The sequence below is a fragment of the Streptomyces nigrescens genome (assembly GCF_027626975.1).
GTDB lineage: Bacteria > Actinomycetota > Actinomycetes > Streptomycetales > Streptomycetaceae > Streptomyces > Streptomyces nigrescens.
On record NZ_CP114203.1, the window covers coordinates 5,733,903 to 5,758,611 of the forward strand.

General features: G+C 72.1%; 22 protein-coding genes. 13 read left to right on the plus strand and 9 right to left on the minus strand.

The genetic code is table 11. The features are described 5' to 3' along the window. Positions 1 to 110: 110 nt before the first annotated feature. The 5 genes from STRNI_RS25660 to STRNI_RS25680 all read right to left on the minus strand — a co-directional run bounded on the left by STRNI_RS25660 (position 111) and on the right by STRNI_RS25680 (position 5,353). A complete protein-coding gene (locus STRNI_RS25660) occupies positions 111 to 1,445 on the minus strand; it encodes a type III PLP-dependent enzyme domain-containing protein (protein ID WP_277412094.1) in 1,335 nt (444 codons plus the stop codon). 1,022 nt (positions 1,446 to 2,467) lie between these two features. Further along, positions 2,468 to 3,457 carry an ABC transporter permease gene (locus tag STRNI_RS25665; RefSeq protein ID WP_229838359.1) on the minus strand — a complete coding sequence of 330 codons (990 nt, stop codon included), beginning with the start codon at positions 3,455 to 3,457 and terminating at the stop codon, positions 2,468 to 2,470. Positions 3,458 to 3,468: 11 nt separating this feature from the next. Further along, entirely contained in the window at positions 3,469 to 4,461 is a 993-nt protein-coding gene (locus STRNI_RS25670; RefSeq protein ID WP_371874876.1) for an ABC transporter ATP-binding protein, read from the minus strand. Beyond that, entirely contained in the window at positions 4,458 to 4,844 is a 387-nt protein-coding gene (locus tag STRNI_RS25675; RefSeq protein ID WP_159488062.1) for a transcriptional regulator, read from the minus strand. Before STRNI_RS25675 ends, STRNI_RS25670 begins: the two co-directional genes overlap by 4 nt. After that, on the minus strand, positions 4,841 to 5,353 hold the full coding sequence (locus STRNI_RS25680; protein ID WP_148589384.1) for a hypothetical protein: 513 nt from the start codon (positions 5,351 to 5,353) through the stop codon (positions 4,841 to 4,843). Before STRNI_RS25680 ends, STRNI_RS25675 begins: the two co-directional genes overlap by 4 nt. 213 nt (positions 5,354 to 5,566) lie before the next feature. On the opposite strand from STRNI_RS25680, the gene hutU reads away from it, so the two are divergent. From hutU to STRNI_RS25705, 5 genes are read left to right on the plus strand one after another with little or no spacing between them, the layout of a single operon-like run. Beyond that, complete coding sequence (gene hutU, locus STRNI_RS25685; protein WP_277412095.1) at positions 5,567 to 7,237, plus strand: urocanate hydratase; 1,671 nt, start codon at positions 5,567 to 5,569, stop codon at positions 7,235 to 7,237. Positions 7,238 to 7,254: 17 nt separating this feature from the next. Next, positions 7,255 to 8,472 (plus strand): allantoate amidohydrolase, encoded by a 1,218-nt coding sequence (locus tag STRNI_RS25690; protein WP_202466690.1) that lies wholly within the window; start codon positions 7,255 to 7,257, stop codon positions 8,470 to 8,472. Beyond that, on the plus strand, positions 8,463 to 9,818 hold the full coding sequence (locus STRNI_RS25695; protein WP_274736068.1) for a formimidoylglutamate deiminase: 1,356 nt from the start codon (positions 8,463 to 8,465) through the stop codon (positions 9,816 to 9,818). The genes STRNI_RS25690 and STRNI_RS25695 overlap by 10 nt, the downstream gene beginning before the upstream one ends. 17 nt (positions 9,819 to 9,835) lie before the next feature. Then, positions 9,836 to 11,017, plus strand: coding sequence for an imidazolonepropionase (hutI, locus tag STRNI_RS25700; protein ID WP_277412096.1), 1,182 nt, complete (start codon positions 9,836 to 9,838; stop codon positions 11,015 to 11,017). Between the two features lie 60 nt (positions 11,018 to 11,077). Then, a complete protein-coding gene (locus tag STRNI_RS25705; protein ID WP_274736066.1) occupies positions 11,078 to 12,385 on the plus strand; it encodes an SUKH-4 family immunity protein in 1,308 nt (435 codons plus the stop codon). Between the two features lie 137 nt (positions 12,386 to 12,522). Here STRNI_RS25705 and STRNI_RS25710 read toward each other — a convergent pair whose 3' ends face one another. Further along, the gene (locus STRNI_RS25710) at positions 12,523 to 13,461 is read right to left on the minus strand and encodes an RNA polymerase sigma factor SigF (protein ID WP_093643785.1); all 939 of its coding nucleotides are present in this window, start codon (positions 13,459 to 13,461) and stop codon (positions 12,523 to 12,525) included. 259 nt (positions 13,462 to 13,720) lie between these two features. Here STRNI_RS25710 and STRNI_RS25715 point away from each other — a divergent pair, with 259 nt between their 5' ends. The 6 genes from STRNI_RS25715 to STRNI_RS25740 all read left to right on the plus strand — a co-directional run bounded on the left by STRNI_RS25715 (position 13,721) and on the right by STRNI_RS25740 (position 19,476). Continuing rightward, positions 13,721 to 14,089: an STAS domain-containing protein gene (locus STRNI_RS25715; protein WP_018093152.1), complete on the plus strand. Its 369-nt coding sequence runs from the start codon at positions 13,721 to 13,723 to the stop codon at positions 14,087 to 14,089. 171 nt (positions 14,090 to 14,260) lie between these two features. Continuing rightward, positions 14,261 to 14,764, plus strand: coding sequence for an ATP-binding protein (locus STRNI_RS25720; protein ID WP_018093153.1), 504 nt, complete (start codon positions 14,261 to 14,263; stop codon positions 14,762 to 14,764). 247 nt (positions 14,765 to 15,011) lie between these two features. Beyond that, positions 15,012 to 15,725 (plus strand): LPXTG cell wall anchor domain-containing protein, encoded by a 714-nt coding sequence (locus STRNI_RS25725; RefSeq protein WP_093643783.1) that lies wholly within the window; start codon positions 15,012 to 15,014, stop codon positions 15,723 to 15,725. A gap of 105 nt (positions 15,726 to 15,830) precedes the next feature. Then, entirely contained in the window at positions 15,831 to 16,823 is a 993-nt protein-coding gene (locus STRNI_RS25730) for a COG1470 family protein (protein WP_277412097.1), read from the plus strand. Next, positions 16,820 to 18,046 (plus strand): hypothetical protein, encoded by a 1,227-nt coding sequence (locus tag STRNI_RS25735; RefSeq protein WP_381845383.1) that lies wholly within the window; start codon positions 16,820 to 16,822, stop codon positions 18,044 to 18,046. The genes STRNI_RS25730 and STRNI_RS25735 overlap by 4 nt, the downstream gene beginning before the upstream one ends. A gap of 32 nt (positions 18,047 to 18,078) precedes the next feature. Next, positions 18,079 to 19,476 carry a hypothetical protein gene (locus STRNI_RS25740; RefSeq protein WP_229838361.1) on the plus strand — a complete coding sequence of 466 codons (1,398 nt, stop codon included), beginning with the start codon at positions 18,079 to 18,081 and terminating at the stop codon, positions 19,474 to 19,476. 82 nt (positions 19,477 to 19,558) lie between these two features. On the opposite strand, the gene STRNI_RS25745 is transcribed toward STRNI_RS25740, so the two are convergent. Next, positions 19,559 to 21,064, minus strand: a complete 1,506-nt coding sequence (locus STRNI_RS25745) for a peptide MFS transporter (protein WP_159488070.1) — start codon at positions 21,062 to 21,064, stop codon at positions 19,559 to 19,561. Positions 21,065 to 21,572: 508 nt separating this feature from the next. Here STRNI_RS25745 and STRNI_RS25750 point away from each other — a divergent pair. Both STRNI_RS25750 and STRNI_RS25755 read left to right on the plus strand, forming a co-directional pair. Then, on the plus strand, positions 21,573 to 22,253 hold the full coding sequence (locus STRNI_RS25750; protein ID WP_018093159.1) for a response regulator transcription factor: 681 nt from the start codon (positions 21,573 to 21,575) through the stop codon (positions 22,251 to 22,253). 15 nt (positions 22,254 to 22,268) lie between these two features. Then, positions 22,269 to 23,516: an ATP-binding protein gene (locus STRNI_RS25755; protein ID WP_018093160.1), complete on the plus strand. Its 1,248-nt coding sequence runs from the start codon at positions 22,269 to 22,271 to the stop codon at positions 23,514 to 23,516. Between the two features lie 13 nt (positions 23,517 to 23,529). Here STRNI_RS25755 and STRNI_RS25760 read toward each other — a convergent pair whose 3' ends face one another. Both STRNI_RS25760 and STRNI_RS25765 read right to left on the minus strand, forming a co-directional pair. Beyond that, positions 23,530 to 24,039, minus strand: a complete 510-nt coding sequence (locus STRNI_RS25760) for a GtrA family protein (RefSeq protein WP_018093161.1) — start codon at positions 24,037 to 24,039, stop codon at positions 23,530 to 23,532. 136 nt (positions 24,040 to 24,175) lie between these two features. Continuing rightward, positions 24,176 to 24,598, minus strand: a complete 423-nt coding sequence (locus STRNI_RS25765) for a protease inhibitor I42 family protein (protein ID WP_274736058.1) — start codon at positions 24,596 to 24,598, stop codon at positions 24,176 to 24,178. Positions 24,599 to 24,709 lie beyond the last annotated feature (111 nt).

The following is a 24,709-nucleotide window of genomic DNA, read 5'->3' on the forward strand; positions in this document are numbered from 1 at the left end:
GCGGTGGTGGCCGGCGCGGCACGGGCGGGCTCGGTTACGGCCGGTGTGGTGCGGGTGGGCTCGGCCGTGGCAGGTACGGCGTCGGGCGGGCTCGGTGGTGGACGGATCGGCTACGGCCGGCCGAGGTCGTTGAGTGCTGCTGCGTGTGCCGCGCCGCTCTCCGCGGTGAGGTCCTCCAGGGTCTGCGGGGTGCGGATGGTCGCGAAGCGGACGGCGCCGTCCGAGTCCGGCGCATAGCCGTAAACCCCGGGGCGGGGGAGGGAGTTGTAGGCGAAGTGGGTGGAGAAGTAGTACGCGCCGGTGTCCAGGAGGGCGGCGTGGTCGCCGGCGTCCAGGAGGGGGAGCGGACGGTTCTCGGCGACCAGGTCACCCGCGAAGCAGCACGGCCCCGCGACGTCCTGGGCGACCGGAGCGCCCGTCTTGGGACGGCCTTCGGCGTCGTAGGCGGCGACCCGGATCGGCCAGGCCTCGGGGACGAAGACCGTACGGGTCGCGACCTGGGCGCCGGCGTGGGTGACCGCGATCGGCCGGCCGCCGGCCGACTTCGCGTACTCGACGCGGGCCAGGACCGTGCCGTGCTTGGCCAGCAGTGAGCGGCCGAACTCGGTGACGAGGCCGTAGCGTCCGGACAGCAGACCGGGGACGGCCGAGTGGAGCAGCGCGGCGTACTCGCGGTAGGTCGGGGTGTGGGCGTCCGAGGAGAAGTTCACCGGCAGGCCGCCGCCGATGTCGAGGGTGTCGATCTGACGCCGGCCGGCCTGCTCGTTGATCTCCTCGGCCAGCAGGAACAGGGCCCGTACGCCCGCGACCATCAGCTCCAGCGGCATGCCCTGGGAGCCGACGTGGGCGTGCAGCCGGGTCAGCCACGGGCGGGCGAGGAAGGCGCGGACGACCCACTCGCGGGCGCCCTCGTCACGCAGCGCGACACCGAACTTGGAGGTGTCGGTGGCGGTGCTCATCGCCCCGATGGTGCCGCCGCCGATCTGCGGATTGACCCGCAGGCCGATGGGGGCGCTGCTCGGCGCGGAGGCCATCAGCGCGTCGATCCGCGCCAGTTCCTCGGGGTTGTCGGCGTTGACGGCGATCCCGAGGGCCAGCGCCTCACGCAGCTCGGCGAGGGTCTTCGCGGGGGAGTCCAGGACGGTCCGTGCGACCGGCACCTTGGCGGCACGGGCCAGTGCCAGCTCGCCTGGACTGGCCACCTCGCAGCCGAGCCCTTCCTGCGCGAGCAGCCGCAGTACGGGGACGAGCGAGGCGGCCTTCACCGCGAAGGCGTGTAGGACCGGGGTGCCGGGAGCGGTGAACTCCTCGAAGGCGGCGCGGAGTTCACCTGCCGAACGCCGGATCCCGGCAATGTCCAGCAGCCCGGCCACGGGCTCGCCGGGACCCACCAGCCCCTGCGCAACGGCTGCCTCTACGGCTCGGTCTCGATCCGTGAACGTCATAGGACAACTCCATCATTGGCCGGGGGTGTGACGCCAACGGGTACGGGGGGCGGGGGAGGGGCGGAGGGGAAGGTGCTGGTCAGAGCACGTCTGAGGCTGAGGCCTGTGACGGGCCTGCTCTGGTTTTGGGCCGGCGCCGGCTTCGGGGCCGTTCTGGCGTCGGTCCCGCTGGCCTGGGGCCGTTTTGGCGTCGGTCCCGCTGATCTGGGGCCGTTACCGCGTCCGGCCCGCTGACCTGGGCCCGCCCTGGCCCCGGTCCTCCGGCCGTCCGCGCTCCGGGGCCGGTTCTGCTTTCGGCCCCAGGCGCGCCCGCGGCTGTGGTGTCGGCTGGCTCGGGGCGCCTCAGCGTTCTGCGCGGAGTGCCGAGGGGCGCTGTCATGCGTCTGTGTCTGCGGCTGCGTCGTGGCTGGTCGCGCAGTTCCCCGCGCCCCTTACGGGGCGCACGGACCGCACCGGACCGCACCGGACCTCATTCAGCGAGACCGCTCAGCCCTCCGGGCACCTGGTCTCCAAGCCCTCAAACCCGGCCCTCAATCCCGGCCCTCAGATCCCGGGCCTCAGACCCCGAGCCGAGACCCCCGGCCTCCGGCCACTGGGCTTCCGGACGTCGACCCCTTCGCCTCCAGCCGGACCCGCCCCGGACCCCGCTCCCGTCCCGGACCCCGCTCCCGCCCCGGGCCGGCCTGGCGCTGCTGGGCTCGTCTGCCCCCCCCGTGCAGACGAGCCCATGCCACTAAGGCCGCCCGTCGCCCTGACCGCCGCCCGCCCGGCCGCAGCAGGCGACCCGCCCCCTCGGGCCAGCCCGCCCGGACCGGTCCAGCCCGCCTGTCCTCGGCCGGCCGCCTGCCTGGCCCAGGCAAGCTCGCCCGGGCCCGCGCATCGCCCAGGCAAGCTCGCCCGGGCCCGCGGCATCTCCCAGGCAGGCTGCCCGGCCCAGTCCAGCCGCTCCCCCCAGCCCGGGCTCCCCCCCAACCCAGGCAACCGGCCTCCTCCCCTTCCTCAGGCCGACCGGTTCCTCTTCCTCAGGCCGACCGGCCTCCGCTCAGTCCTGCCTTGCGGTGGCGTTCGGTGAGGCGGGAGCCGGACTCGCGGCGGGCGGCGCGGCGGAGGAGGGGGACGGCGAGGAGGAAGCCGAGGATGGCCCAGGCGGTGAGTATCAGGGCCACTGTCGGCAGTTCCCAGGAGCCGGCCGGTTCCGCGGCGCGGGCGGCGTCCGGGAGGAGGGCCGAGCGCAGGCCCTGCGCCATCCACTTGAGCGGGAAGACGGAGGCGATCTTCTGGACCACCGCGGGTAGCGAGGCGAGCGGGAACATCGCCCCCGAGGTGATCAGCAGCGCCATGACGGGCAGCATGATCAGCGCAAGTGCCTCACGCGGGTTCGGCAGCACGGCGCCGATGGCCGCTCCCAGCGGTACGACGGCGAGCAGTCCCAGCGCGCTGACCCACAGCAGCGTCAGCCAGCCCGCCGGCCCGTGCGGAAGCGGCCCGTCGACCAGCAGCGCGGCCGTTCCCAAGAGCAGGACCAGTGTGCCGAACGCCATCGCGACCACCAGCAGCGACTTGGCGACGAGATAGGCCGGTATGCCGCCGGGGGTGGCGCGCAGCCGCAGCAGCGCGCCCTCTTCGCGCTCGGTCACCAGGATCTGCGGGAGATTGACCAGCCCGATCTGGAACAGCAGATAGGCGGCGAAGCCCGAGAGCGTCAGATGGGCCATCGGGACCTGGGTGCCGGGCACCTTGTCGTTGAGGTAGCCGGCGAGCAGCAGCGCCACGACGACATTGACCAGATGGCCGCTCAACTCCTTGGGGTTGCGCAGGAGATGACGCAGCTCGATTCCGCCGCGCAGGACTCCGGCGCGCCAGTAGCGGCGACGGGGGTGCGGTGCGGCGGTCTCCCGTGTCGCCGCACCGGTGGTGCCCGTCGTGTGCGTGGTGTGCGTCGTGTCCGTGGTGACGGCCCCCTCGGCCGTGTCCGTGGCCGCTGTCGCTGTCGCTGTGGTCACGCTGGTCACTTCGGTCCCCCTCATGCGGCTCGCTTCTCCCCGTCCGAGGGCCCGGCCTCGTTCGCGTCCGTGGTCCCGGCGTCGGAGCCGTCCCCGGTGTCCCGGTGGACCATGTGCAGATAGGTGTCCTCCAGCGTCGGCCGCCGGACCTCCAGGTCGGCGACCGGTCCCCCCGTCTCCTGGTGGAGCTCCCAGACCAGCTGGGACGGGTCCTCGGTACGTTCGCGCCGGGACGTACCGTCGGGTGCCGTCCAGCGGACCTCGGCCTGGGCGGCGGCCCTCCGGGCCAGCTCCGACGGGGTGCCGTGGGCCCGGATCCGGCCGTTGACCAGCATCGCTATGCGGTCGGCCAGCCGCTCGGCCTCGGCCAGGTCGTGGGTCGTGAGCAGGATCGTGACGCCCTCGTCGCGGGCGAGCCGTTCGACCAGGTCGTGGAAGTCGCGCCGGGCCTCGGGGTCGAAGCCGGTGGTCGGCTCGTCCAGGAAGAGGAGTTCGGGGCGGCCGACGATGGCGAGTGCGACGTCCAGACGGCGGCGCTGGCCACCGGACAGCCGGTCGACCTGCTGGCCGGCCTGCTCGGTGAGGCCCACCAGGGCGAGGAGTTCGGCCGGGTCGCGCGGTCGCGGGTAGTAGGTGGCGAAGTGCGTCAGCAGCTCGGCGACCCGCCAGCGGCGGTGGTCGCGCCAGGACTGCAGAACCAGGCCGATCCGCGCGCGCCAGGCGTCGCCGCCGCGCGCCGGGTCCGTGCCCAGGACGACGGCCTCGCCCGCGGAGCGCTGCCGGAATCCCTCCAGGATCTCGACGGTGGTGGTCTTCCCGGCGCCGTTGGGGCCGAGCAGCGCGAAGATCTCGCCGCGGTGGATGTCCAGGTCGATGCCGTGCAGGACGTGTGCGCTGCCGTATGACATCCGCAAGTCGCGTACCCGGATGACGGGTTGGCGGGGTGTGGGAGAGGCCGTGGGGGCCGGAGCTGTAGTGGACGGGTCTGCGGGCTGGTGGTCGGTCGTCGTCATCGGCCCGCCTTCGCGTGGTGTTGCCGCTGCTGGGTGTCTGATGCCGTCTCTGCGGCGGCCTCCGGCGCGGATGCGGGTGCCGCGGCGGGTCCCGCGCCCTCGACGATGGCCCGGAGCGCGGCCACATGCCCCTCGAAGGCGGTCCGGCCGCGGTCCGTCAGCCGTACCTTGGTGCGGCGTTTGCGGCCGCCACCCTCCTTGCGGATCTCCAGATACTCGGCCTCTTCCAAGGTGTGCAGCTGCTTGGAGAGCGCGGAGTCGCTGAGCGAGAGGCTGTCGCGGATGAAGGGGAAGTCGGCCCATTCCGTGGCGGCGAGCAGCGCCACCACGGACAGCCGGGTGGAGGGGTGGATCAGTTCGTCGAAGCCGCTCGGGGTGCTCATCGGGCCGTCCTTCCGTCGGTGGCTCTTCCGCCCCGGTCGCGGAGCGTGCTGATCGCCCAGCGGTTCGCCGGGCCGACGAAGAGCACGAAGGTGCCCGCCGAGACGGTGGCCTGGATCAGGCTGCCGAACGGCAGCGCCAGCCAGTCGACCAGACGGCCGGAGAGCACGATGGCCACGAGGGTCACCGCGGCGCCCCCGATGAAGGTCGCGAACGACCGCCAGCTGTGGCGCGAGCGGTGCAGCCGCATCCGCGTCCGGCGGTTGTGGACCACACCCAGCGTGCCCAGCACGGTGACGTAGGCGGTCAGTGACAGCCAGAAGGCCCACCTGGGCAGATCCAGGCCGGAGACGGCGAGGAACGTCCACATGAGGGCGGCGGTGGTGTACGTCGCCCCTGCGTCGTCATGGGCGGTTCTCTCGATCTCGTCGTAGACCCGCTCCTGCGGGACCCGGATGCGCTGCAGATCCTGCCAGGCCTGTTCGGCATCGACAGTCGTGGTCATGGTCATCGCCTCCCCAAGGCGGTCGAGCTGTTCCCCGTTGACTTGCCCACTTGGAAAGTTAGCGCAGACTTTCCCGGTGGGCAAGTCAAAAATCCCGGCCGGATTGGCCGGTTCGTGCGGTGCGTCGTGCGTGGCTCACCGCGCCCTGTTGACTAGCGCTATTCATCAACCCCAATATGTGAATAGCTCAATCCATTCGACGTCAGGGAGGCACGGCCCATGTCGGGACCGCGACCCGTGCGGGCACCGCGCGGAACGGAGCTGAGTGCTCGGGGATGGCAGCAGGAAGCCGCGCTGCGCATGCTGCAGAACAACCTCGATCCGGAGGTGGCCGAACATCCGGACCAGCTCGTCGTCTACGGCGGTACGGGCAAGGCCGCACGTGACTGGCGCTCCTTCGACGCGATGGTGCGCACGCTCACCACGCTCAAGCAGGACGAGACGATGCTCGTCCAGTCCGGCCGGCCGGTCGGCGTGATGCAGACGCACGAATGGGCACCGCGGGTGCTCATCGCCAACTCCAACCTCGTCGGCGACTGGGCCAACTGGGAGGAGTTCCGCCGTCTGGAGGCCCTCGGCCTGACCATGTACGGGCAGATGACCGCCGGTTCGTGGATCTACATCGGCACCCAGGGCATCCTCCAGGGCACCTACGAGACCTTCGCGGCCGTCGCGGCGAAGAGGTTCCACGGCACGCTCGCCGGGACCATCACGCTCACCGCCGGCCTCGGCGGCATGGGCGGCGCCCAGCCGCTCGCCGTCACCATGAACGACGGCGTCGCCATCTGCATCGATGTCGACCCGCGGGCCATCGAGCGCCGGATCGAGCACCGCTACCTCGATGTGAAGGCCGACAGCCTCCAGCACGCGCTCCAGCTCGCCGTCGAGGCCCGTGACCAGCGCAAGCCGCTCTCCATCGGTCTGCTCGGCAACGCCGCCGAGCTGCTGCCCCAGATGCTCGCCGAGGGCGCGCCGATCGACATCGTCACCGACCAGACCAGCGCCCACGACCCGCTGGCCTACCTGCCCGTCGGTATCGACTTCGACGACATGGCCGCCTACGCCGCCGAGAAGCCCGCCGACTTCACCCAGCGGGCCCGTGAGTCGATGGCCCGGCACGTCGAGGCCATGGTCGGCTTCATGGACGCCGGCGCCGAGGTCTTCGACTACGGCAACTCGATCCGCGGCGAGGCCCAACTCGCCGGATACGAGCGGGCCTTCGCCTTCCCCGGCTTCGTCCCCGCCTATATCCGGCCACTGTTCGCCGAGGGCAAGGGCCCGTTCCGCTGGGCCGCGCTGTCCGGCGAGGCCCGGGACATCGCCGCGACCGACAAGGCGATCCTGGACCTCTTCCCCGAGAACGAGTCGCTGGCCCGCTGGATCAAGCTGGCCGGTGAGCGGGTCCACTTCCAGGGCCTGCCCGCCCGCATCTGCTGGCTCGGCTACGGCGAGCGCGACAAGGCCGGTGAGCGCTTCAACGAGATGGTCGCCGACGGCACCCTGCGCGCCCCGCTGGCCATCGGCCGGGACCACCTCGACTGCGGCTCCGTCGCCTCGCCCTACCGCGAGACCGAGGCCATGAAGGACGGCTCGGACGCGATCGCCGACTGGCCGCTGCTCAACGCCATGGTCAATGTCGCCTCCGGCGCCTCCTGGGTCTCGCTGCACCACGGCGGCGGCGTCGGCATGGGCCGCTCGATCCACGCCGGACAGGTCACCGTCGCCGACGGCACCCCGCTGGCCGGCGAGAAGATCCGCCGGGTGCTCACCAACGACCCCGGCATGGGCGTCATCCGGCATGTCGACGCGGGCTACGAGCGCGCCGACGAGGTGGCCGCCGAGCGCGGTGTCCGCATCCCGATGCGCGAGGGCGAAGGCGGGGACGCGTGACCGCCTCGTTCCACGAGATGTGGGAGGAGTTGCGGCCGCTCGGCCGCGACTCCTCCTCCGGGGGCTACCGCCGCTACGCCTGGACCGGCGCCGACACCGACTGCCGTGCGTGGTTCCGGGCCCAGGCCGAGGCCCGTGGACTCACCTACGAACTGGACCGCAACGGCAACCAGTGGGCCTGGCTCGGCGCCACCGGCTACCAGGACGTGGCCCCCGGCGACGCCGTCGTCACCGGCTCCCACCTGGACTCCGTACCGGACGGCGGCGCCTTCGACGGCCCGCTGGGTGTCGTCTCCTCCTTCGCCGCGCTGGACGAACTCCGCCGGAGGGGAGCGGAGTTCGACAAGCCGCTGGCGATCGTCAACTTCGGCGACGAGGAAGGCGCCCGTTTCGGCCTGGCCTGCGTCGGCTCCCGGCTCGCCGCCGGGGCGCTGACCACCGAGGCCGCGCACCGGCTGCGCGACGGCGACGGCATCACCCTCCCGCAGGCCATGGAGCGCGCCGGATACGACCCCGAGGCCATCGGCCCGGACCCCGAACGGCTCGCCCGGATCGGCGCGTTCGTCGAACTCCACGTCGAGCAGGGCCGCGCCCTGGACCTCTCCGGCGACCCGGTCGGCATCGCCTCCGCCATCTGGCCGCACGGCCGCTGGCGGTTCGACTTCCACGGCGAGGCCAACCACGCCGGCACCACCCGGCTCGACGACCGCCGGGACCCGATGCTCAGCTACGCGGCGACAGTGCTCGCCGCCCGCGAGCAGGCCCGGCTGGCCGGGGCCCTGGCCACCTTCGGGAAGATCAGCGTGGAGCCGAACGGCGTCAACGCCATTCCCTCGCTGGTCCGCGGCTGGCTGGACTCCCGCGCCGCCGACCAGGACACCCTCGACACCGTGATCACCGGGATCGAGCGGGCCGCCGCCGAGCGCGCCGCCCGCGACGGGGTGGACCTGACCGTCGTCCGCGAATCCTTCACCCCCGTCGTGGAGTTCCAGCACGCCCTGCGGGACGAGCTGAGCGCGATCCTCGGCAAAACGGGGGAGCGGGCCGTGCCCGTCCTGGGCACCGGAGCCGGGCACGACGCCGGTATTTTGTCCGGAACCGTCCCCACCGCGATGCTGTTCGTCCGCAACCCCACCGGCGTCTCGCACTCACCCGCCGAAGCGGCGGACGAGGACGACTGCGTCGCCGGGGTCACCGCACTCGCCGACGTACTGGAGGGGCTGGCGTGCCGCTGACGCCGCAGGCAACACCGACGACGTACTGGCTCGAACACGCCTGGCTCGGCACCCATGTCGAGCCGGGCGTGGCCGTGGACACCGCGGACGGGCGGATCACCGCCGTCCGTACCGGGGCGGACACCCCGCCGCCCGGCGCCACCGCGCTGCGCGGCCTGACCCTCCCCGGCCTCGCCAACGCCCACTCGCACGCCTTCCACCGCGCCTTGCGCGCCACCGTCCAGGTCGGCACCGGCACCTTCTGGACCTGGCGCGAGATCATGTACAGCGTCGCCGGCCGGCTGACCCCCGACACCTATTACGCCCTCGCCCGCGCCGCCTACGCCGAGATGGCGCTGGCCGGCATCACCTGCGTCGGCGAATTCCACTACCTGCACCACGCGCCCGGCGGCACCCGCTACAGCGACCCCAACGCCATGGGCGAGGCGCTGCTCTCCGCCGCCGCCGAGGCCGGTATCCGCATCACCCTCCTCGACACGGCCTATCTCTCGGCCGGCTTCGGCGCCCCGCCCAACCACCACCAGCTGCGCTTCTCCGACGGCACCGCCGACCGCTGGGCCGAGCGCGCCGACGCCCTCAAGGAGCGCGCGCACGCCCGCATCGGCGCCGCCATCCACTCCGTACGCGCCGTCCCCGCCGACCAGCTCGGCGCCGTCGCGGACTGGGCCCGCGCACGGCAGGCCCCCCTGCACGTCCACCTCTCGGAGCAGACCGCCGAGAACGACGCCTGCCGGGACGCCCACGGCGTCACCCCCACGCGACTGTTGGCCGACCGCGGAGTGCTGGGCCCGCGCACCACCGCCGTGCACGCCACCCACCTCACCGATGAGGACATCACGCTCCTCGGCGACTCCCACACGGGCGTGTGCATGTGCCCCACCACCGAACGCGACCTCGCCGACGGCATCGGCCCGGCCGCTCAGCTCCAGGGCCGCGGCAGCCCGCTCTCCCTCGGCAGCGACAGCCACGCCGTCATCGACCTGCTCGAAGAGGCCCGCGCCATGGAGCTCGACGAACGGCTGCGCACCCGCACCCGCGGGCACTGGACGGCCGCCGCCCTGCTGCGCGCCGCGTCCGCCGACGGACACGCCGCCCTGGGCTGGGACGACGCCGGAACCCTCGAAGCCGGGGCGCTCGCCGACCTCACCACGATCGCACTGGACTCCGTACGCACCGCCGGACCACTGCCCCGGCTGGCCGCCGAAACGGCCGTATTCGCCGCCTCCGCGGCGGACGTACGACACACCATCGTCGGCGGCCGGCAGATCGTCCGGGACGGTGTGCACACTCTTGTCCCCGACGTACCCACCGCCCTCGCCGCATCCATCGCCGCGGTACGCGGCTGAAGGAGAACACCCCCGCGATGACGACGACCTCAGCGCCGACCACCGCCATCACCCACATCGCCCAGCTCGTCACCAACGACCCCTCCCTCGGCGAAGGCCCCCTCGGCCTGATCCAGGACGCGGCGGTCGTCATCGACGGCGACCGCATCGCCTGGGTCGGTCCCTCCAGCAAAGCACCCGCCACCGACAACGCCGTCGACGCCGGCGGCCGCGCCGCCATCCCCGGCTTCGTCGACTCCCACTCCCACCTGGTCTTCGCCGGTGACCGTACCGCGGAGTTCAACGCCCGGATGTCCGGCCGCCCTTACTCCGCCGGCGGCATCCGCACCACCGTCGCCGCCACCCGCGCCGCCACCGACGAGGCCCTGCACGCCAACATCGCCCGCTACCTCGCCGAGGCGCTCCGCCAGGGCACCACCACCCAGGAGACCAAGTCCGGCTACGGGCTGACCGTCGAGGACGAGGCCCGCGCGCTGCGCATCGCCGCCGAGCACACCGACGAGGTCACCTTCCTCGGCGCGCACATCGTCTCGCCCGACTACGCCGACGACCCGGCCGGCTACGTCGACCTCGTCACCGGCCCGATGCTGGACGCCTGCGCCCCGCACGCCCGTTGGGTCGACGTCTTCTGCGAGAAGGGCGCCTTCGACGGCGACCAGGCCCGCGCCGTCCTCACCGCGGGCAAGGCCAAGGGCCTGGTGCCCCGGGTGCACGCCAACCAGCTCGGCCACGGCCCCGGCGTCCAGCTCGCCGTCGAACTCGGCGCCGCCTCCGCCGACCACTGCACCCACCTCAGCCCGGCCGACATCGACGCCCTCGCGCAGTCCGACACCGTCGCCACCCTGCTCCCGGGCGCCGAGTTCTCCACCCGCGCCCGGTGGCCCGACGCCCGTCCGCTGCTCGACGCCGGCGCCACCGTCGCCCTGTCCACGGACTGCAACCCCGGCTCGTCCTTCACGAGTTCGATGCCGTTCTGCATCGCGCTGGCCGTCCGCGACATGGGAATGACGCCCGACGAGGCCGTGTGGGCAGCCACCGCGGGCGGCGCCCGCGCACTGCGCCGCACGGACGTCGGCCGGATCACCCCCGGCGCCCGCGCCGACCTCGCCCTCCTGGACGCGCCCTCGCACGTCCACCTCGCCTACCGGCCGGGCGTCCCGCTCGTCTCCGCGGTGTGGCACAAGGGCGTTCTCGCCTGACGACGGTCACCGGGCGGTCCGCGCGCCCCGGTTGCCGGACCCTGCTGCGAGCATGGGGTCATGAGCAACGGGGTGAGGGGGCCGTCCGACGCCGTGACGGACGATCCTGCGCGGTGGGCGGCCGTCGACCGGCCGGCGGTGCGCGCGCACTTCGATGCCACGGCCGGGGCGCACAGCGTCTGGCGTGAGGTGTTCGAGCAGGCCGAGGCGATCTTCGGGGGCGCGGAGGTGCCGCCTGCCGAGTTCGCGTCCTGGCTGCATTTCGCGGCGACGGTGCTGGGACACGACGCGTACGCCGCGCGGATCGCGGCCGCCGAGCCGGGCATGCCGTGGCGGACGGTGTGGGCATGGTGGCGGCCGGCGGGACGGTGCGTGGCGCAGCCCGAGCGGCTGACCGAGTACGAGGCGGCGTTCTACGAGTGCGGCGGCCGGACGCTGCTGCACGTCGAGACCGCGGACGACTCCGGGCTCCTGCTGGATCTGGAGACCGGCATACGGGTCCCGGCGCCGTCCGCCGCAGACGTCAGTCCTTCGGCGCCGCCCCGCCGTTGTGGGGGCGACGGCGAGGCTCTCGGCGACTTCCGGCTGTCCGCACCCGAGGCCTGGGCCTACGCCGACCCGCTCCCCGCCCCGGACGGCAGGACATGGCATCTGGTCCAGCACGATGCCCATGGGCTCGCGCTCCTGGAAACGGACCCGGTGGTGCTGCGTGACTGGCCGCGCGGCGGGATCGACCACACCTCGGCCGAGGAGGGCATGCCGGGGCGGGTGCCGTTTCTCCCGCCGTCCGCGGAGCCGCTGACCGCCTCGCGGGTCGACGCGGCCTTCGCGCCGGCCCCGGTGGTCCGGTTCCCCGAGGAGGCGCTGCCCGCCGGTCTCCGCGATTCCGCCGCCCGCGCCTTTCTGCGCGAGGTCGGTCTGCCGAGGCAATGGCGCTCCTACAAGGCCGACTTCGTGCTGCGCCCGGACGACGAGCCGGCCGAGGTGGACGAGAGCGCGGTGGCCGGGGTGCGGCTGCCGGACGGGACGGTGGCGGCGGATCTGTTGGCCTCGGCCGCTCCGTCCACGGTGCGCTGTATCTGCACCGCCATGACGGGACGGTGCACATCGCCGCGTCGTCGGCGGAGCTCGGCGAACCGGGCCCGGTCTTGGTGGAGTTGGCGCCCGGCCTGGAGGTCTTCACCGTTGTCTGGAGGCCGTGCGCCGGTATCTGAGCGCCGTGTCGGCCCCCTATCCGGGGGAGCCGGACATGACCGAGGTGTTCGCCGCGGAGATGGACGCGCTCGCGCCGGGACTGCTCGACCCGGAGACTCCCCGGGGGGTGCTGTGGAGCCACTTCACCTGGGCCCTCACCGAGTGGGACGGTGACCTCTTCTGGCTGCCGTAGCGGGGCCCGGCAAAACGGCCCGGCCACAGCGGAGGAGGGCCCGTCCCGAGCGATCCCGGGGCAGGCCCTCCTCCGCGCGGGCGGCTGCCGGCCGTGGCCGGCAGGGACCGCGGGGTCCTCACTCCTCGATCATGAGCCCCTTGCGGAGCCGCACGAGGGTGCGGGAGAGCAGACGGGAGACATGCATCTGGGAGATGCCCAGCTCCTCGCCGATCTCGGACTGCGTCATATTGGCGACGAAGCGCAGCGAGAGGATCTTGCGGTCACGCGGCGGGAGTTCGGCGATCAGCGGCTTGAGGGACTCCACGTACTCGATGCCTTCGAGACCGTGGTCCTCGTAGCCGATGCGGTCCGCCAGCGCGCCTTCGCTGTCGTCCTCCTCGGGCTGGGCGTCCAGCGAGCTCGCGGTGTACGCGTTGCTCGCGGCCATCCCCTCGACGACCTCGTCACGGCTGATGTCGAGCCGCGCGGCGAGTTCGTGCACCGTGGGGGCGCGGTCCAGCTTCTGCGCGAGTTCGTCGCCCGCCTTGGCGAGGTCCAGACGCAGTTCCTGCAGACGCCTCGGGACCCGCACCGACCAGCTGGTGTCACGGAAGAAGCGCTTGATCTCGCCGACGATGGTCGGCATGGCGAACGTCGGGAACTCCACGCCACGGCTGAGTTCGAAGCGGTCGATCGCCTTGATCAGGCCGATCGTGCCGACCTGGACGATGTCCTCCATGGGCTCACTGCGCGAGCGGAACCGGGAGGCCGCGAACTTCACCAGAGCGAGATTGAGCTCGACCAGGGTGTTGCGGACGTACGCGAATTCGTGCGTGCCTTCCTCGAGCGTTTCGAGCCGCTCGAAGAGGGTCTTGGACAGAGCCCTCGCGTCCACCGGGCCCACCTCGTCGAACGGCGGGATCTCGGGCAGATCGTCGACCTCAGTCATCTCTGCCAGATCTGATTCGACAGGCAGTGACTGGGCAGGGATCTGTCCGGTCGGGTCGGACGGGGGTGTCGACGATGCGGACTGCCGGGTGTCGTCGGTGCGCAGTTCGTCGAGCCGGGGTGACATGGTCTCCTCCATCGTTCTCGGCATATGGCTGCCGATGCCTCTACGTGAAGCTGCGGTGTGCGGCGCCTCCAAAGCCGGCCGTTTCGGATGTGTGCTTCTACGCCTACCTGGCTTTGCCTGAAGATGGCAAGTGCGTGTTGTCCATATATTGGGCAATATGCGGATTGTTCAGCTACCGACAGACGACAGGAAGGCGTAGGGTTCGACCAGCGCAGTCGTAAGCAAACAGTCGTCTAGACAGCAAGAGGGGTGCGCGCGCATGGACCGCGGGACGGTCGGCAGTGCAAGCCGGGGCCGGCTTCACGTCGAGATCCGCCATCACGGCGCCAGCGCGGTGGTGACGGTCTCCGGTGAGCTGGATCACCACACGGCGGATCTGTTGCGTGAGTCACTGGAAGGCTGTGTGGACGACGGCTATGCACGCCTGGTGGTGGACTGCTCACCCCTTGAGTTCATGGACTCCACCGGTCTCAATGTTCTGCTCGGCGCGCGCCTGAAGGCGGAGGCCGAGGGGGGCGGGGTGCACTTGGCGGGGATGCAGCCGGTGGTTGCCCGGGTCTTCGAGATCACGGGCGCCGAGGCGGTCTTCACGGTGCATGACTCTCTCGACGCGGCCCTGGCCGACTGACGTGACAGCGGTGTCCGGAACGTTGCATTCCGGGCACGTAGTACGTGTCACAACTTCCGTACCCAAGAAGTGGGTGTTCTCACGGTCCGGTCGGGCAGGAGACATCTGAATCCGTTGAATCAGTCAGTATCTGTTTTCCGTGAACAGGCGAATCGGTGAGGTGAAGCGCTGATGAGCACCACCCGGCCGTACCCGCCGGGCGATCTCGGCCCGGAGTCGGGCGGCGCCGGTGCTTCCGCCGCCGCCCCGGCTGCCGCCATCCCGGCCGGCCAGATCCGCCGGCTGCGCCTGGCGGGCACCCGAGGGGCCGTGGCCCGTGGCCGTGACTTCGCCCGGCAGGCCCTGCACGACTGGGGCTGGCTGCCGGCGGCCGGCGCGGACCAGCGGGCCGCGGCGGAGGATGTGCTGCTCGTCGTCTCGGAGCTGGTCACCAACGCCTGTCTGCACGCCGAGGGGCCGGAGGAGCTGCGACTGCGCTGTACCGGCAAAGTGCTGCGCCTGGAGGTCAGCGACCTCGGTACGGGCTCACCGGCTCCGCGCAGCCCGCACCGTCCGGGGCGCCCCGGCGGTCACGGCATGTTCATCGTGCAGCGGCTGTGCCTGGACTGGGGCGTGGTGCGCAACGCCGACGGCACGGGCAAGACCGTATGGGCGGAGCTCGCCGCTCCGTCCTGAGAAGGCGGCTTCGTCGGAGAAGAGTTGAGCGCGGGCCGGTGGGCCCGCGCTTCGTCGTTTCCGGAATCCCCTCTTCGGCGCATCCGGAACCCCGTGCTCCCGGCCGGAATTCCGCGCCGCCCCGGGCCCGGAGCGATCGGGGCTGTGCTGTGCCTTCCCTCGGCAAGGTCCCCGGCGTACCTTGACGGCCAATCTGATGTGCCGTCAGAACGTCCGGCGGCGCGCTCCCGGGAGAAGGGGAACCGAGGTGGCCCGCTTCTACGAACAGCACGGCAGGCGCCCGAGCCGGGCGGCCGGTCTCGCCGTGGCCGTGGCGATGGCGGCGGGGTCCGCGGTGATGCTCACCGCGCCGGCCGCCCATGCCGAGGTCATCGACGTCAACTACCAGTGCAAAACGCCGATCGGCAACAAGGGGGCGGTCTCGCCCATCGACATCAAGAGCACCCCCAGCGGCGGCGCGTACAAGCTCGTCATGTCCTTCCAGAAGGGGGTCTCCTCCAGCCCCGTCGAGCTGGGCAAGGGCGCCATGAAGCCGAGCGCGCTGATCCAGCTGGGCGGCGCGGAGAGCGGTACGGTGCCGGTCGCCGGGCCGCCCAACGACCAGGCGATTCCGGCCAACACCCCCATCAAGATCAGTGACTTGAGCGGCACCTACACGCCCAAGGGCAGCGGCAAGGTCACCTTCACGGCCTCCACCCTCACGATCAAGGCGCTGGGCACCACCACCACCTGCACACCCAGCAACCATCCGAAGCCCTCGCTGTCCCTGGACGTGAAGGGTTCCGGCGGAGCCTCGGGAAGCACCGGAGGTTCCGCCACGGGTGGCGCCTCCGCCGGCGGGCAGCTGCCGCAGACCGGGCCCGCGGACTCCGCCGTCGCGCTGGGCACCCTCGGCGGCACGGTGCTGCTGGCCGGTGCGGCCGGTGCGCTCTGGCTGACCCGCCGTCACCAGCGGGTGTGACCCGACGCGCGGGAGGCCAGGACCCGCGCGGTGCCCCGCCGTTCGTAGTACGTCCCGCTTCCCCGGCCGGCACGGGGAGGCGCCCCCTCGCACCAGGAGCCGCCGATGCCGTTCCGTCCCCGCACAGCGGTCAGCGGTGCGATCCTCGCGACCGCCGCCGTGCTGCTGTGCCCCGCCGCGGCCGCGGCCCGGCCGGCCGCCGCACCGGCGCCGCCGGGCTGGTCCGCCGCGCCCGCGCCCGGTGACGGCGCCACACCGAGCGCCCAGGACCGCCCCTACTTCTACCTGGAGGGCGCGCCGGGCACCGTCATGAACGACCGGCTGTCCCTGCGCAACCCCACCGGCCGGGCCGTCACGGTACGGCTGCGCGGCTCCGGCGCATGGATCGCGTTCGCCGCCAAGGAGGTCACGGTCCCGCCGCGTACCCGGGCGGCCGTCCCGTTCACGGTGACCGTGCCGCGCGACGCTGCCCCCGGCGACCACCCCGCCACGCTCATCGCGACCGCGGCGGGCCCGGGGCGCGGCGCGGCCGGGCGGGACACCGTACCGGTGCATCTGCGGGTGTCCGGGCCGGTGTTGGCCGCGCTGACCGTAGAGAACATGTCGGTGCGCGGCCGGGGCGAGGCGGCGGTCATCCGGTACACGCTGGTCAACCGCGGCAACACGGTGCTGACCCCGCGGCTCGCGGTGCGCGCCGACGGGCTCTTCGGCCCGGTGCTGCGGCGGGGCGTCCGCACCCTGCCGGGCCGGCTGTCCCCCGGTCAGAGCGCCGAGCTGACGGAGCCCTGGGCCGATCCGCCCGGCCTGGACGCGGTGGAGGTGCGGCTCACGGCGACCGCGGACGGCGGTGCGCACGGGTCCGCCACCGCCTCGTACACCGCGCTGCCCTGGGGCGTCGTCGCCGGGCCGGCGTTCCTCCTGGCGGCGGGCGCGGGCGGCCTGGTGATCGTCCGTCGGCGACGCCGTGCCCAGGGGCCGGGCGGCCCACAGGGCGGCGGGCCCGTGGGGAGCGCGGACGGCGGCAAGCAGCCGTCCGGGAGACAAGCGGCGGACCCGGAAGCGGAATTGGCGAGTACCGGATCAGGAGCGCGATCGTGAACGGCGAGACGGGTACGGGCAGGTCGACGGCCGGCGGCACGGCCCGTGCGCTCCGGGCGGCGCGCACCGGGGAGCATGCCGTAGCACGGAGGCGACGGCGGGCCGCGGCCGTGCTCGTGCTGTGCCTGGCCCTGGCGCCCGCCCTGCTGCCGTCCGCGGCCGCGCACGCCGCCCCGGACATCACCGCCGCCTCCGCCCCGTACGCCACCGCCGCCGACGCCACCCCCACCGTCCGGCTCTCCGCCAAGGAGGCGGGCAAGGGCGGCACCGTGACCGTGACCGGCCGCGGCTGGCGGCCCAAGGCGCTGCTCACGCTGCTGATCTGCGGACAGAACATGATCGGCGGCACCAACTCCTGCGCCAACGGGGACGGGCGGGCCGTCACCACCGATACGCACGGCGCGTTCCGCCGGAAGCTCCCGGTCGCCGAGCCGCCCAAGCCCTGCCCCTGTGTGGTGCATGTGGCGACCGTGACCGGTGCGGCGGCCGACGCGGAGGCGGCGTTCAAGGTGGCGGGCCACCCGGTGGCGCCGTTGCCCAAGGAGCGCACCGGCGGCCGGCTGGCGGTCCTCGCCCAGCCGCGGCTGACGGGCAGCAGCGGCCTGCTGACCTGGTTCGGCGCCCCGGCACAGCGCGAGTTGCGGGTCACGGTCGGCAATCTCGGCTCGGCGCCGGCCAAGGACCCGGTCTTCCAGGTCGGCACCTCCCACGGGGTCTTCGCACCCGAGTGGGCGGAGCAGCAGTGGCGGGGGACCGTCCCCGCCGGGAAGAAGGCCGAGGTCAGACTGCCGGTCGAGCTGCCGGCCGGCGCGCACGGGGACTATCTGGTCTCCCTCAAATACGGCGGCAAGGTCCTGGTCGAGCAGCCCTGGGGGGTCGGCAGGCCATGGGGCGTGACGCTCTTCTGGGTGCTGCTCTGCATCGTGGTCCCGACGGCGGTCTTCCGTATCGGGATGGCCCTCGTGGACCGGGTCCGCCCGCACGGGCCGGGCCGGGGGCGCTCCGAGGGACGGACGCACCCGCCCGCACGCGGCCACGCCGCCGGCCGGCGGTCCGGCGCGGCCGGCACCGGACAACGCATCAGGAACCGAACCCCGCGTGCGCGCGACATGGCCGGCCCCGGTACGCCGGGCGACGGTGCCGCGCTGCCGTGGTTCACCCCGGACACCGCACCGTCCACCACCACATCAACCGAACGACCGACGTCGAAAGGTTCTGCGTGATGAGGCAACGGAGGAGAGCCGCGGTGGCCTCGATGGCCGCGCTGATGCTCGCGGGTGCGGGCATCATGACCGCGGCCGGGACCGCCCAGGCAGCTGAGGTGTCGTACAAGACGGAGTGTCTGCCGCCGCCGATATCCGGGCTGCCGCCGATCCAGGGCACCACCAAGGTGGCGGTCAGCGCGCCGGGGACGGCGAAGGTCGGCGAGGAGATCGAGGTGGTCTGGAAGACCATCGAGGGCGCCTCCAAGAACCCCGACATCCTCGACCTGGGGGAGAACACCGTCCAGCCGACCGGCACGATCAAGGTCGCCGGGGCACAGACCGGCGATCTCGCGATGCAGGGGCCGCGGGAGAATCCGCCGATCCCCAAGGGCGGCGCGATGAAGCTGTCCGACATGAAGGGCAAGCTCAAGCTGACGAAGCCGGGGGAGGTCACCCTGACGCCCGGCTTCTACAACATCAACGTCAACCGGCCGATCTCGACGGACACCAAGTGTTCGCCCAAGGAGACGGTGCAGCCCGGGGTCACCATCAAGGTGACCGACGGCGGAGGCGGTTCCGGCGGCACGACGGGCGGGTCCACGACGGGTACTACGGGCGGGACCACGACGGGCGGCACCACGACCGGGACGACCGGTGGCACCACCGGCGGCTCCGCCGGTACGGCCTCCGGTGGCGGCACCGACGGCGGTACGACCTCCGGCTCCTCGGGCGGTACGGCCTCCGGCGGAACCGGCGGCTCCGGCGGTGACCCCGACGGCACCGCGTACAAGGGCAAGGAGGTCAACGTCCCCTACGCCTGCAAGACGCCGATCGGGGACAAGAAGGCGACCTCGCCGGTCCAGATCAACGCCGTGAAGAAGGGCGGCAGTTACGACCTGACGGTGAAGTTCCGCAAGTCCGTCATGGACAGCCCGGCGGACATCCCCAAGGACTCGGTCAAGCCGTCGATGGACGTCAAGGTCGGCGGTGCGGACAAGGGGTCGGTGAAGGTCGAGGGGCCGACCAACGCCGGGCCCATCAAGTCGGGCCAGCCGATCGAGATCCCCGACCTGAAGGGCACCTACAAGCCGGGTGCCACCGGCAAGGCCACGCTGACCCCGGGCGTACTCACCGTCAACGCCCTCGGGACGACCACCACCTGCACCCCGGAGAAGGACCCCGGGGTCTCGCTCGCCCTGGACACCTCGGCGCAGCAGGGCGGTACGTCCGGTGGTGCGACGGGCGGTGACTCCGGCGGCGCTGCGGCCTCCGGCGGCAGCGCGGCGGGACCGGCCAGTGTCTCGGGCGGCAGCAGCGGCGGCCTCGCCGAGACCGGGGCGGGCGACCACGGCGCGCTGACCGCGCTCGGCCTCGTCGCCGGCACCGTCATCCTGCTGGGCGGCGCGGTGTTCACGTTCCTGCCGCGGCGCCGGGCGCGGGTCCGCTGACGCGGCAGGCCCGCGGGACGCACGAAGGGGGCGTCGCACCGGCGGTGCGACGCCCCCTTCCGTGATCCGGGGCCGGCAGGCGTCAGTTGACGCCGCCCATCAGCTCCTTGATCCGCTTGCGGGACATCCAGATGCCGAGGCCGGCGACGACCGCGAAGGCGGCCTCGACGGCGACCGCGCTCCCGGTGTTCAGGTCGACGTTCAGCTGCGGCGACGTCAGCAGGCCTGACACGGAGTCACCCGCGGTGACCGCGAGGAACCAGACACCCATCATCTGGGAGTTGTACTTGGCGGGCGCCATCTTCGTGGTGACCGACAGGCCGACCGGGGAGAGGCACAGCTCACTGACCGTCTGGATGAAGTAGATCGCCACCAGCCACATCGGGCTGACCTTGCCGCCGTTGGCGGCGGTGTCGATCAGCGGGATGAGGAAGACCGCGAACGAGATGCCGATCAGCGCGAGGCTGGACGCGAACTTGACGGCGGTGCTGGGCTCCTTGTCCCGCTTGTTCAGCCACAGCCAGGCCGAGGCGACCACCGGGGCGAGCGCCATGACGAAGATCGGGTTCAGCGACTGGTACCAGGACGTCGGGAAGTCGAAGCCCAGCAGGTTGTTCGTCGTGGAGTGCTCGCCGAAGATCGACAGGGTCGAGCCGTTCTGGTCGTAGATCATCCAGAAGACGGCGGCGACCACGAAGAACCAGATGTAGCCCGAGAGCTTGGACTGCTCCAGCTCCGTGAGCTCCTTGTCGCGCTTCATGCGGACCAGGACCGCGATCGGGATGACCAGACCGGCGATGGTGATCGGCATCAGCGCCCAGTCGGCGAAGTTACCCGTCACACCGAGCAGGGTGTAGAACACGGCCGCGACGATCAGCCAGATCAGGCCCTTGCGCAGCGCGGACGACTTCTCCTGCGGCGTCGCCGGCTGGGCGACGACGCTGCTCTCCGGGCTCAGATGGCGGGTGCCGAGCATGAACTGGGCGAGGCCGAGCGCCATGCCGACGGCGGCGAGCGTGAAGCCGAGGTGCCAGTTGACGCTCTCGCCGACGGTGCCGATGCTCAGCGGGGCCAGGAAGGCACCGATGTTGATGCCGATGTAGAAGAGCGTGAAGCCACCGTCACGGCGCGGGTCCTCCGGGCCGTTGTAGAGGTGGCCGACCATCGTGGAGATGTTCGCCTTCAGCAGGCCGGAGCCGAGCGCGACCAGTACGAGACCGGCGAAGAAGCTCGCCGCGGTGGGCAGGGCGAGCGTGATGTGGCCCGCGATGACGACGGAGGCGCCGATGGCGACCGTCTTGCGCGGTCCCCAGAAACGGTCCGCCACCCAGCCGCCCGGCATGGCGAGCAGATAGACCATCGCCATGTACACGGAGTAGATCGCCGTGGCCGTGGTGGCCTGCATGTGCATGCCGCCGGGCGCGATCAGGTACAGCGGGAGAAGTGCTTTCATGCCGTAGAAGCTGTAGCGCTCCCACATCTCGGTCATGAAGAGAGTGGCCAGGCCACGCGGGTGGCCGAAGAAGGTCTTGCCGCCGTCCGCAGGGTTCCCCTGCTGGGCCGCGTCCTTCGTCAGGCTGGACGCCATGGATGCTTCCTTGCTGCTACGGGACGCGTTCACAGGCCGATACGCGCCCGGGTGGGGGTGACCGGCTCCGGCGTATTCCCGCCCACCCCCACGTCCGGGAGGTCCGGTACCCACGAGGGGCCCGCAAGGACGGTCGTACCCCCGGATTCCGCGCCCCGTCGTGCAAGCGCGCCGGTCCCGGTCGGCAGGTCGATCACTGTGCATCCGGGCCGTTGGTACCGGCCCGGCACACAACGAGGGACCGATGACGTCAGTTGAGCGTCAAAGGCCCCGAAGGCTGTGCGATGTACGTCGAACCACCATACGGCTGGTTCCGCCGCCGATGAGCTGCGTGAGACAACGCTCACACCGTAACGGGGAACCATACGCGCCCCTTGGGGGATCGCGCGCCCTCGCGCGCGCCCGAGGCTTCCGCAGCTCAGGGCGGTGTCGGTGCAGGAACGGTCCGTCGTCGGCCATCCGCGCTGGTCCGCCCCTCGGCGCCGATACATCGGACTACCATCGGGCCATGACCCGTGTACTGCTCGCCGAGGATGACGCGTCCATCTCGGAGCCGCTCGCCCGCGCACTGCGCCGCGAGGGTTACGACGTCGAGGTGCGCGAGGACGGCCCGACCGCGCTCGACGCCGGTCTCCAGGGGAACATCGACCTCGTCGTCCTGGACCTGGGGCTGCCCGGGATGGACGGCCTGGAGGTCGCCCGCCGACTGCGCAACGAAGGCCACTCCTTCCCCATCCTGGTGCTGACCGCCCGCGCCGACGAGGTGGACACCGTGGTGGGCCTGGACGCCGGCGCCGACGACTATGTCACCAAGCCCTTCCGGCTCGCCGAACTCCTCGCCCGCGTACGGGCCCTGCTGCGCCGCGGCTCCACCGCCGAGCCCCAGCAGCCGCCGGCCACCCACGGCGTACGGATCGACGTCGAGTCGCACCGCGCCTGGATGGGGGAGGAGGAACTCCAGCTCACGGCGAAGGAGTTCGACCTCCTGCGGGTCCTGGTGCGCGACGCCGGCCGGGTCGTCACCCGCGACCAGCTGATGCGCGAGGTCTGGGACACCACCTGGTGGTCCTCCACCAAGACGCTCGACATGCACATCTCCTGGCTGCGCAAGAAGCTCGGCGACGACGCCGCCAACCCCCGCTACATCGCCACCGTCCGCGGTGTCGGCTTCCGATTCGAAAAAAGCTGAAAGAGCCAGGAGCCTGTGCGCCGCCGCCTGATCAACTCCACGCTCGCCGTGGTGCTCGTCGTGATCGCCGTCTTCGGCGTCTCGCTCGTCATCGTCGAGACCCGCACCATCCAGGCCGGTGCGCAGGAGAGCGTGGTGTCCGAGGCGGTCCGGCTCGTCGGGATAGTGGAGAGCCGGCTGGGCAGCGGCGAGAAGATCACCCCGGACATCCTCTCCGAGCAGATCACCGCCAAGAGGTACGCGCGGATCACGGTGCCCGGCAAGGAGCCGATCGAGATCGGGAAGCGGCCCTCGGGCGATGTCATCGAGTCCAAGGTGCGCGGTGACCGCGGCGAGTCCGTCACGGTCCAGGAATCCCGCTCCATGGTCAGTGCGGAGATCGGCCGGACGCTGCTGGTCATCCTGGCCGTGGCGCTGCTGGCGATCATCGCGGCCGTGATCCTGGCCGTCCGCCAGGGCCGCCGGCTGACCGCGCCGCTCACCGATCTCGCGGAGACCGCCGAGCGGCTGGGCTCCGGTGACCCCCGCCCGCGCCACCGCCGCTACGGCGTGCAGGAGCTGGACCGGGTCGCCGATGTGCTGGACGCCAGCGCGGAGCGGATCGCGCGGATGCTGACCGCCGAGCGGCGGCTCGCCGCGGACGCCTCCCACCAGCTGCGGACACCGCTGACCGCGCTGTCCATGCGGCTGGAGGAGATCACCGTCACCGACGATCCGGACACCGTGAAGGAAGAGGCCACCATCGCGCTGGCGCAGGTGGAGCGGCTCACGGATGTCGTCCAGCGGCTGCTGACCAACTCGCGGGACCCGCGCAGCGGCTCCGCGGTCGCCTTCGACCTGGACGAGGTGGTCAAGCAGCAGATCGAGGAGTGGCGGCCGGCCTACCGCAGCGCGGGACGGGCGATCGTGCGCTCCGGCAAGAAGAAACTGCGGGCCGTCGGTACCCCCGGCGCCGTCGCCCAGGTGCTGGCCACCCTGATCGAGAACTCCCTGATGCACGGCGACGGGACGGTCGCGCTGCGCACCCGCGTCACCGGCAATCAGGTGGTCGTCGAGGTCACCGACGCCGGGCCCGGGGTGTCGGCGGACCTCGGCTCGCGGGTCTTCGAGCGGACCGTGTCCGGCCGTAATTCCACCGGCCTCGGGCTGGCCGTCGCCCGGGATCTGGCGGAGGCGGACGGCGGACGGCTGGAGCTGCTCCAGCAGCATCCACCGGTCTTCGCGCTGTTCCTGGCCCGGGAGGCGGAGCCCGCCGAGGAGTGAGCGGCGCCCCGGGCTACTTCCGGGAGGCGCTGCGCGGGCGGCGGGAGCCGTCCGCGAGGAAGGACTCGGCCGTCTCTATGGCCTCCCGCGCGGGCAGCGTGCGGAAGACCCAGGTGCGGTAGGACCAGAAGCGGAAGAGCGTGGCGACGCCGATGCCGAAGAACTTGAAGATGTTGCTCTGCAGCGGGCTGTCCCAGTGGAAGCCGTAGGTCGCGACGTAGAGCAGGCCGTTCTCGATCACCAGGCCGAGCGCGCTGAACAGCAGGAAGAGCGTCAGCTCCTTGGTGCGGCCCCGCTTGTCGCGGTCGCGGTAGGTGAAGTAGCGGTAACCGAGGTAGTTGGTGCCGGTCGCCACGACCGTCGCGATGATGCTTGCCCGGACGACGGGCACCTCGGTCAGCTGCCGTACGAGGTTGAACACCGCGAAGTTGACCACGACGCCCGCGCCGCCGACCGCGCCGAACTTCACCACTTCACGAGTGAGCGCCTCCAGCCGGGACCGCAGTGCGCTCCGTTCACTCATGGTGGTCGTTCAGCTCCCCGTTGTGGGCGGTGTCCGCGGGCCGTCAACCCTGGTCCGCTCCCTCATGCTAACCACGCCCCGATGGGGGCGCTTGCCACGTGGCGAGGCCGCGCGCAAGCCCTGGCGGCCGTACGGGTCAGCGGACCGTGACGCGGAAGTTGAGGCTCCGGGAGCCCGCTTCGTCGGCCGCGCCGGGGCCGCAGCGCCGGCAGCGCAGCAGCCGTAAGTCCGTACGGCCCGGGCGGACCGCCTCGAAGGAGAGGTGGCGGGCGGACCCGGCCGGCGGGCCGCCGGTGGTCACGCGCCCGCCGGCCGCTTTGAGGACCGCCGGGTCGGGGCGGGGTTCGGCGATGATCCAGTGATAGCCGCCGGCGGGGCTGTCGGGGACCCGCACGCTGAAGCGGTCACCGGGGGAGACCGCGATCTCGGTGTCGTCCGCGTCATAGACCTCCGGCGCGGACAACTGGCTGAAAATCGAGTGCAGGGCGATCAGCAGCGTGGTGATCGCGACGACGATCACCAGCGTCCTGAGGCCCCTCGATATGCCGCTGTTCTCCATCCGGCCTCCCCTTTTGCCGGGCCCGCTCCGGGCACCGGTCCCGCACCCCGGCCCGTGCGCACGGGCCGGTGTCGATCTTCCGTCGACGATCTTCGAACGTGCGAACTCGGA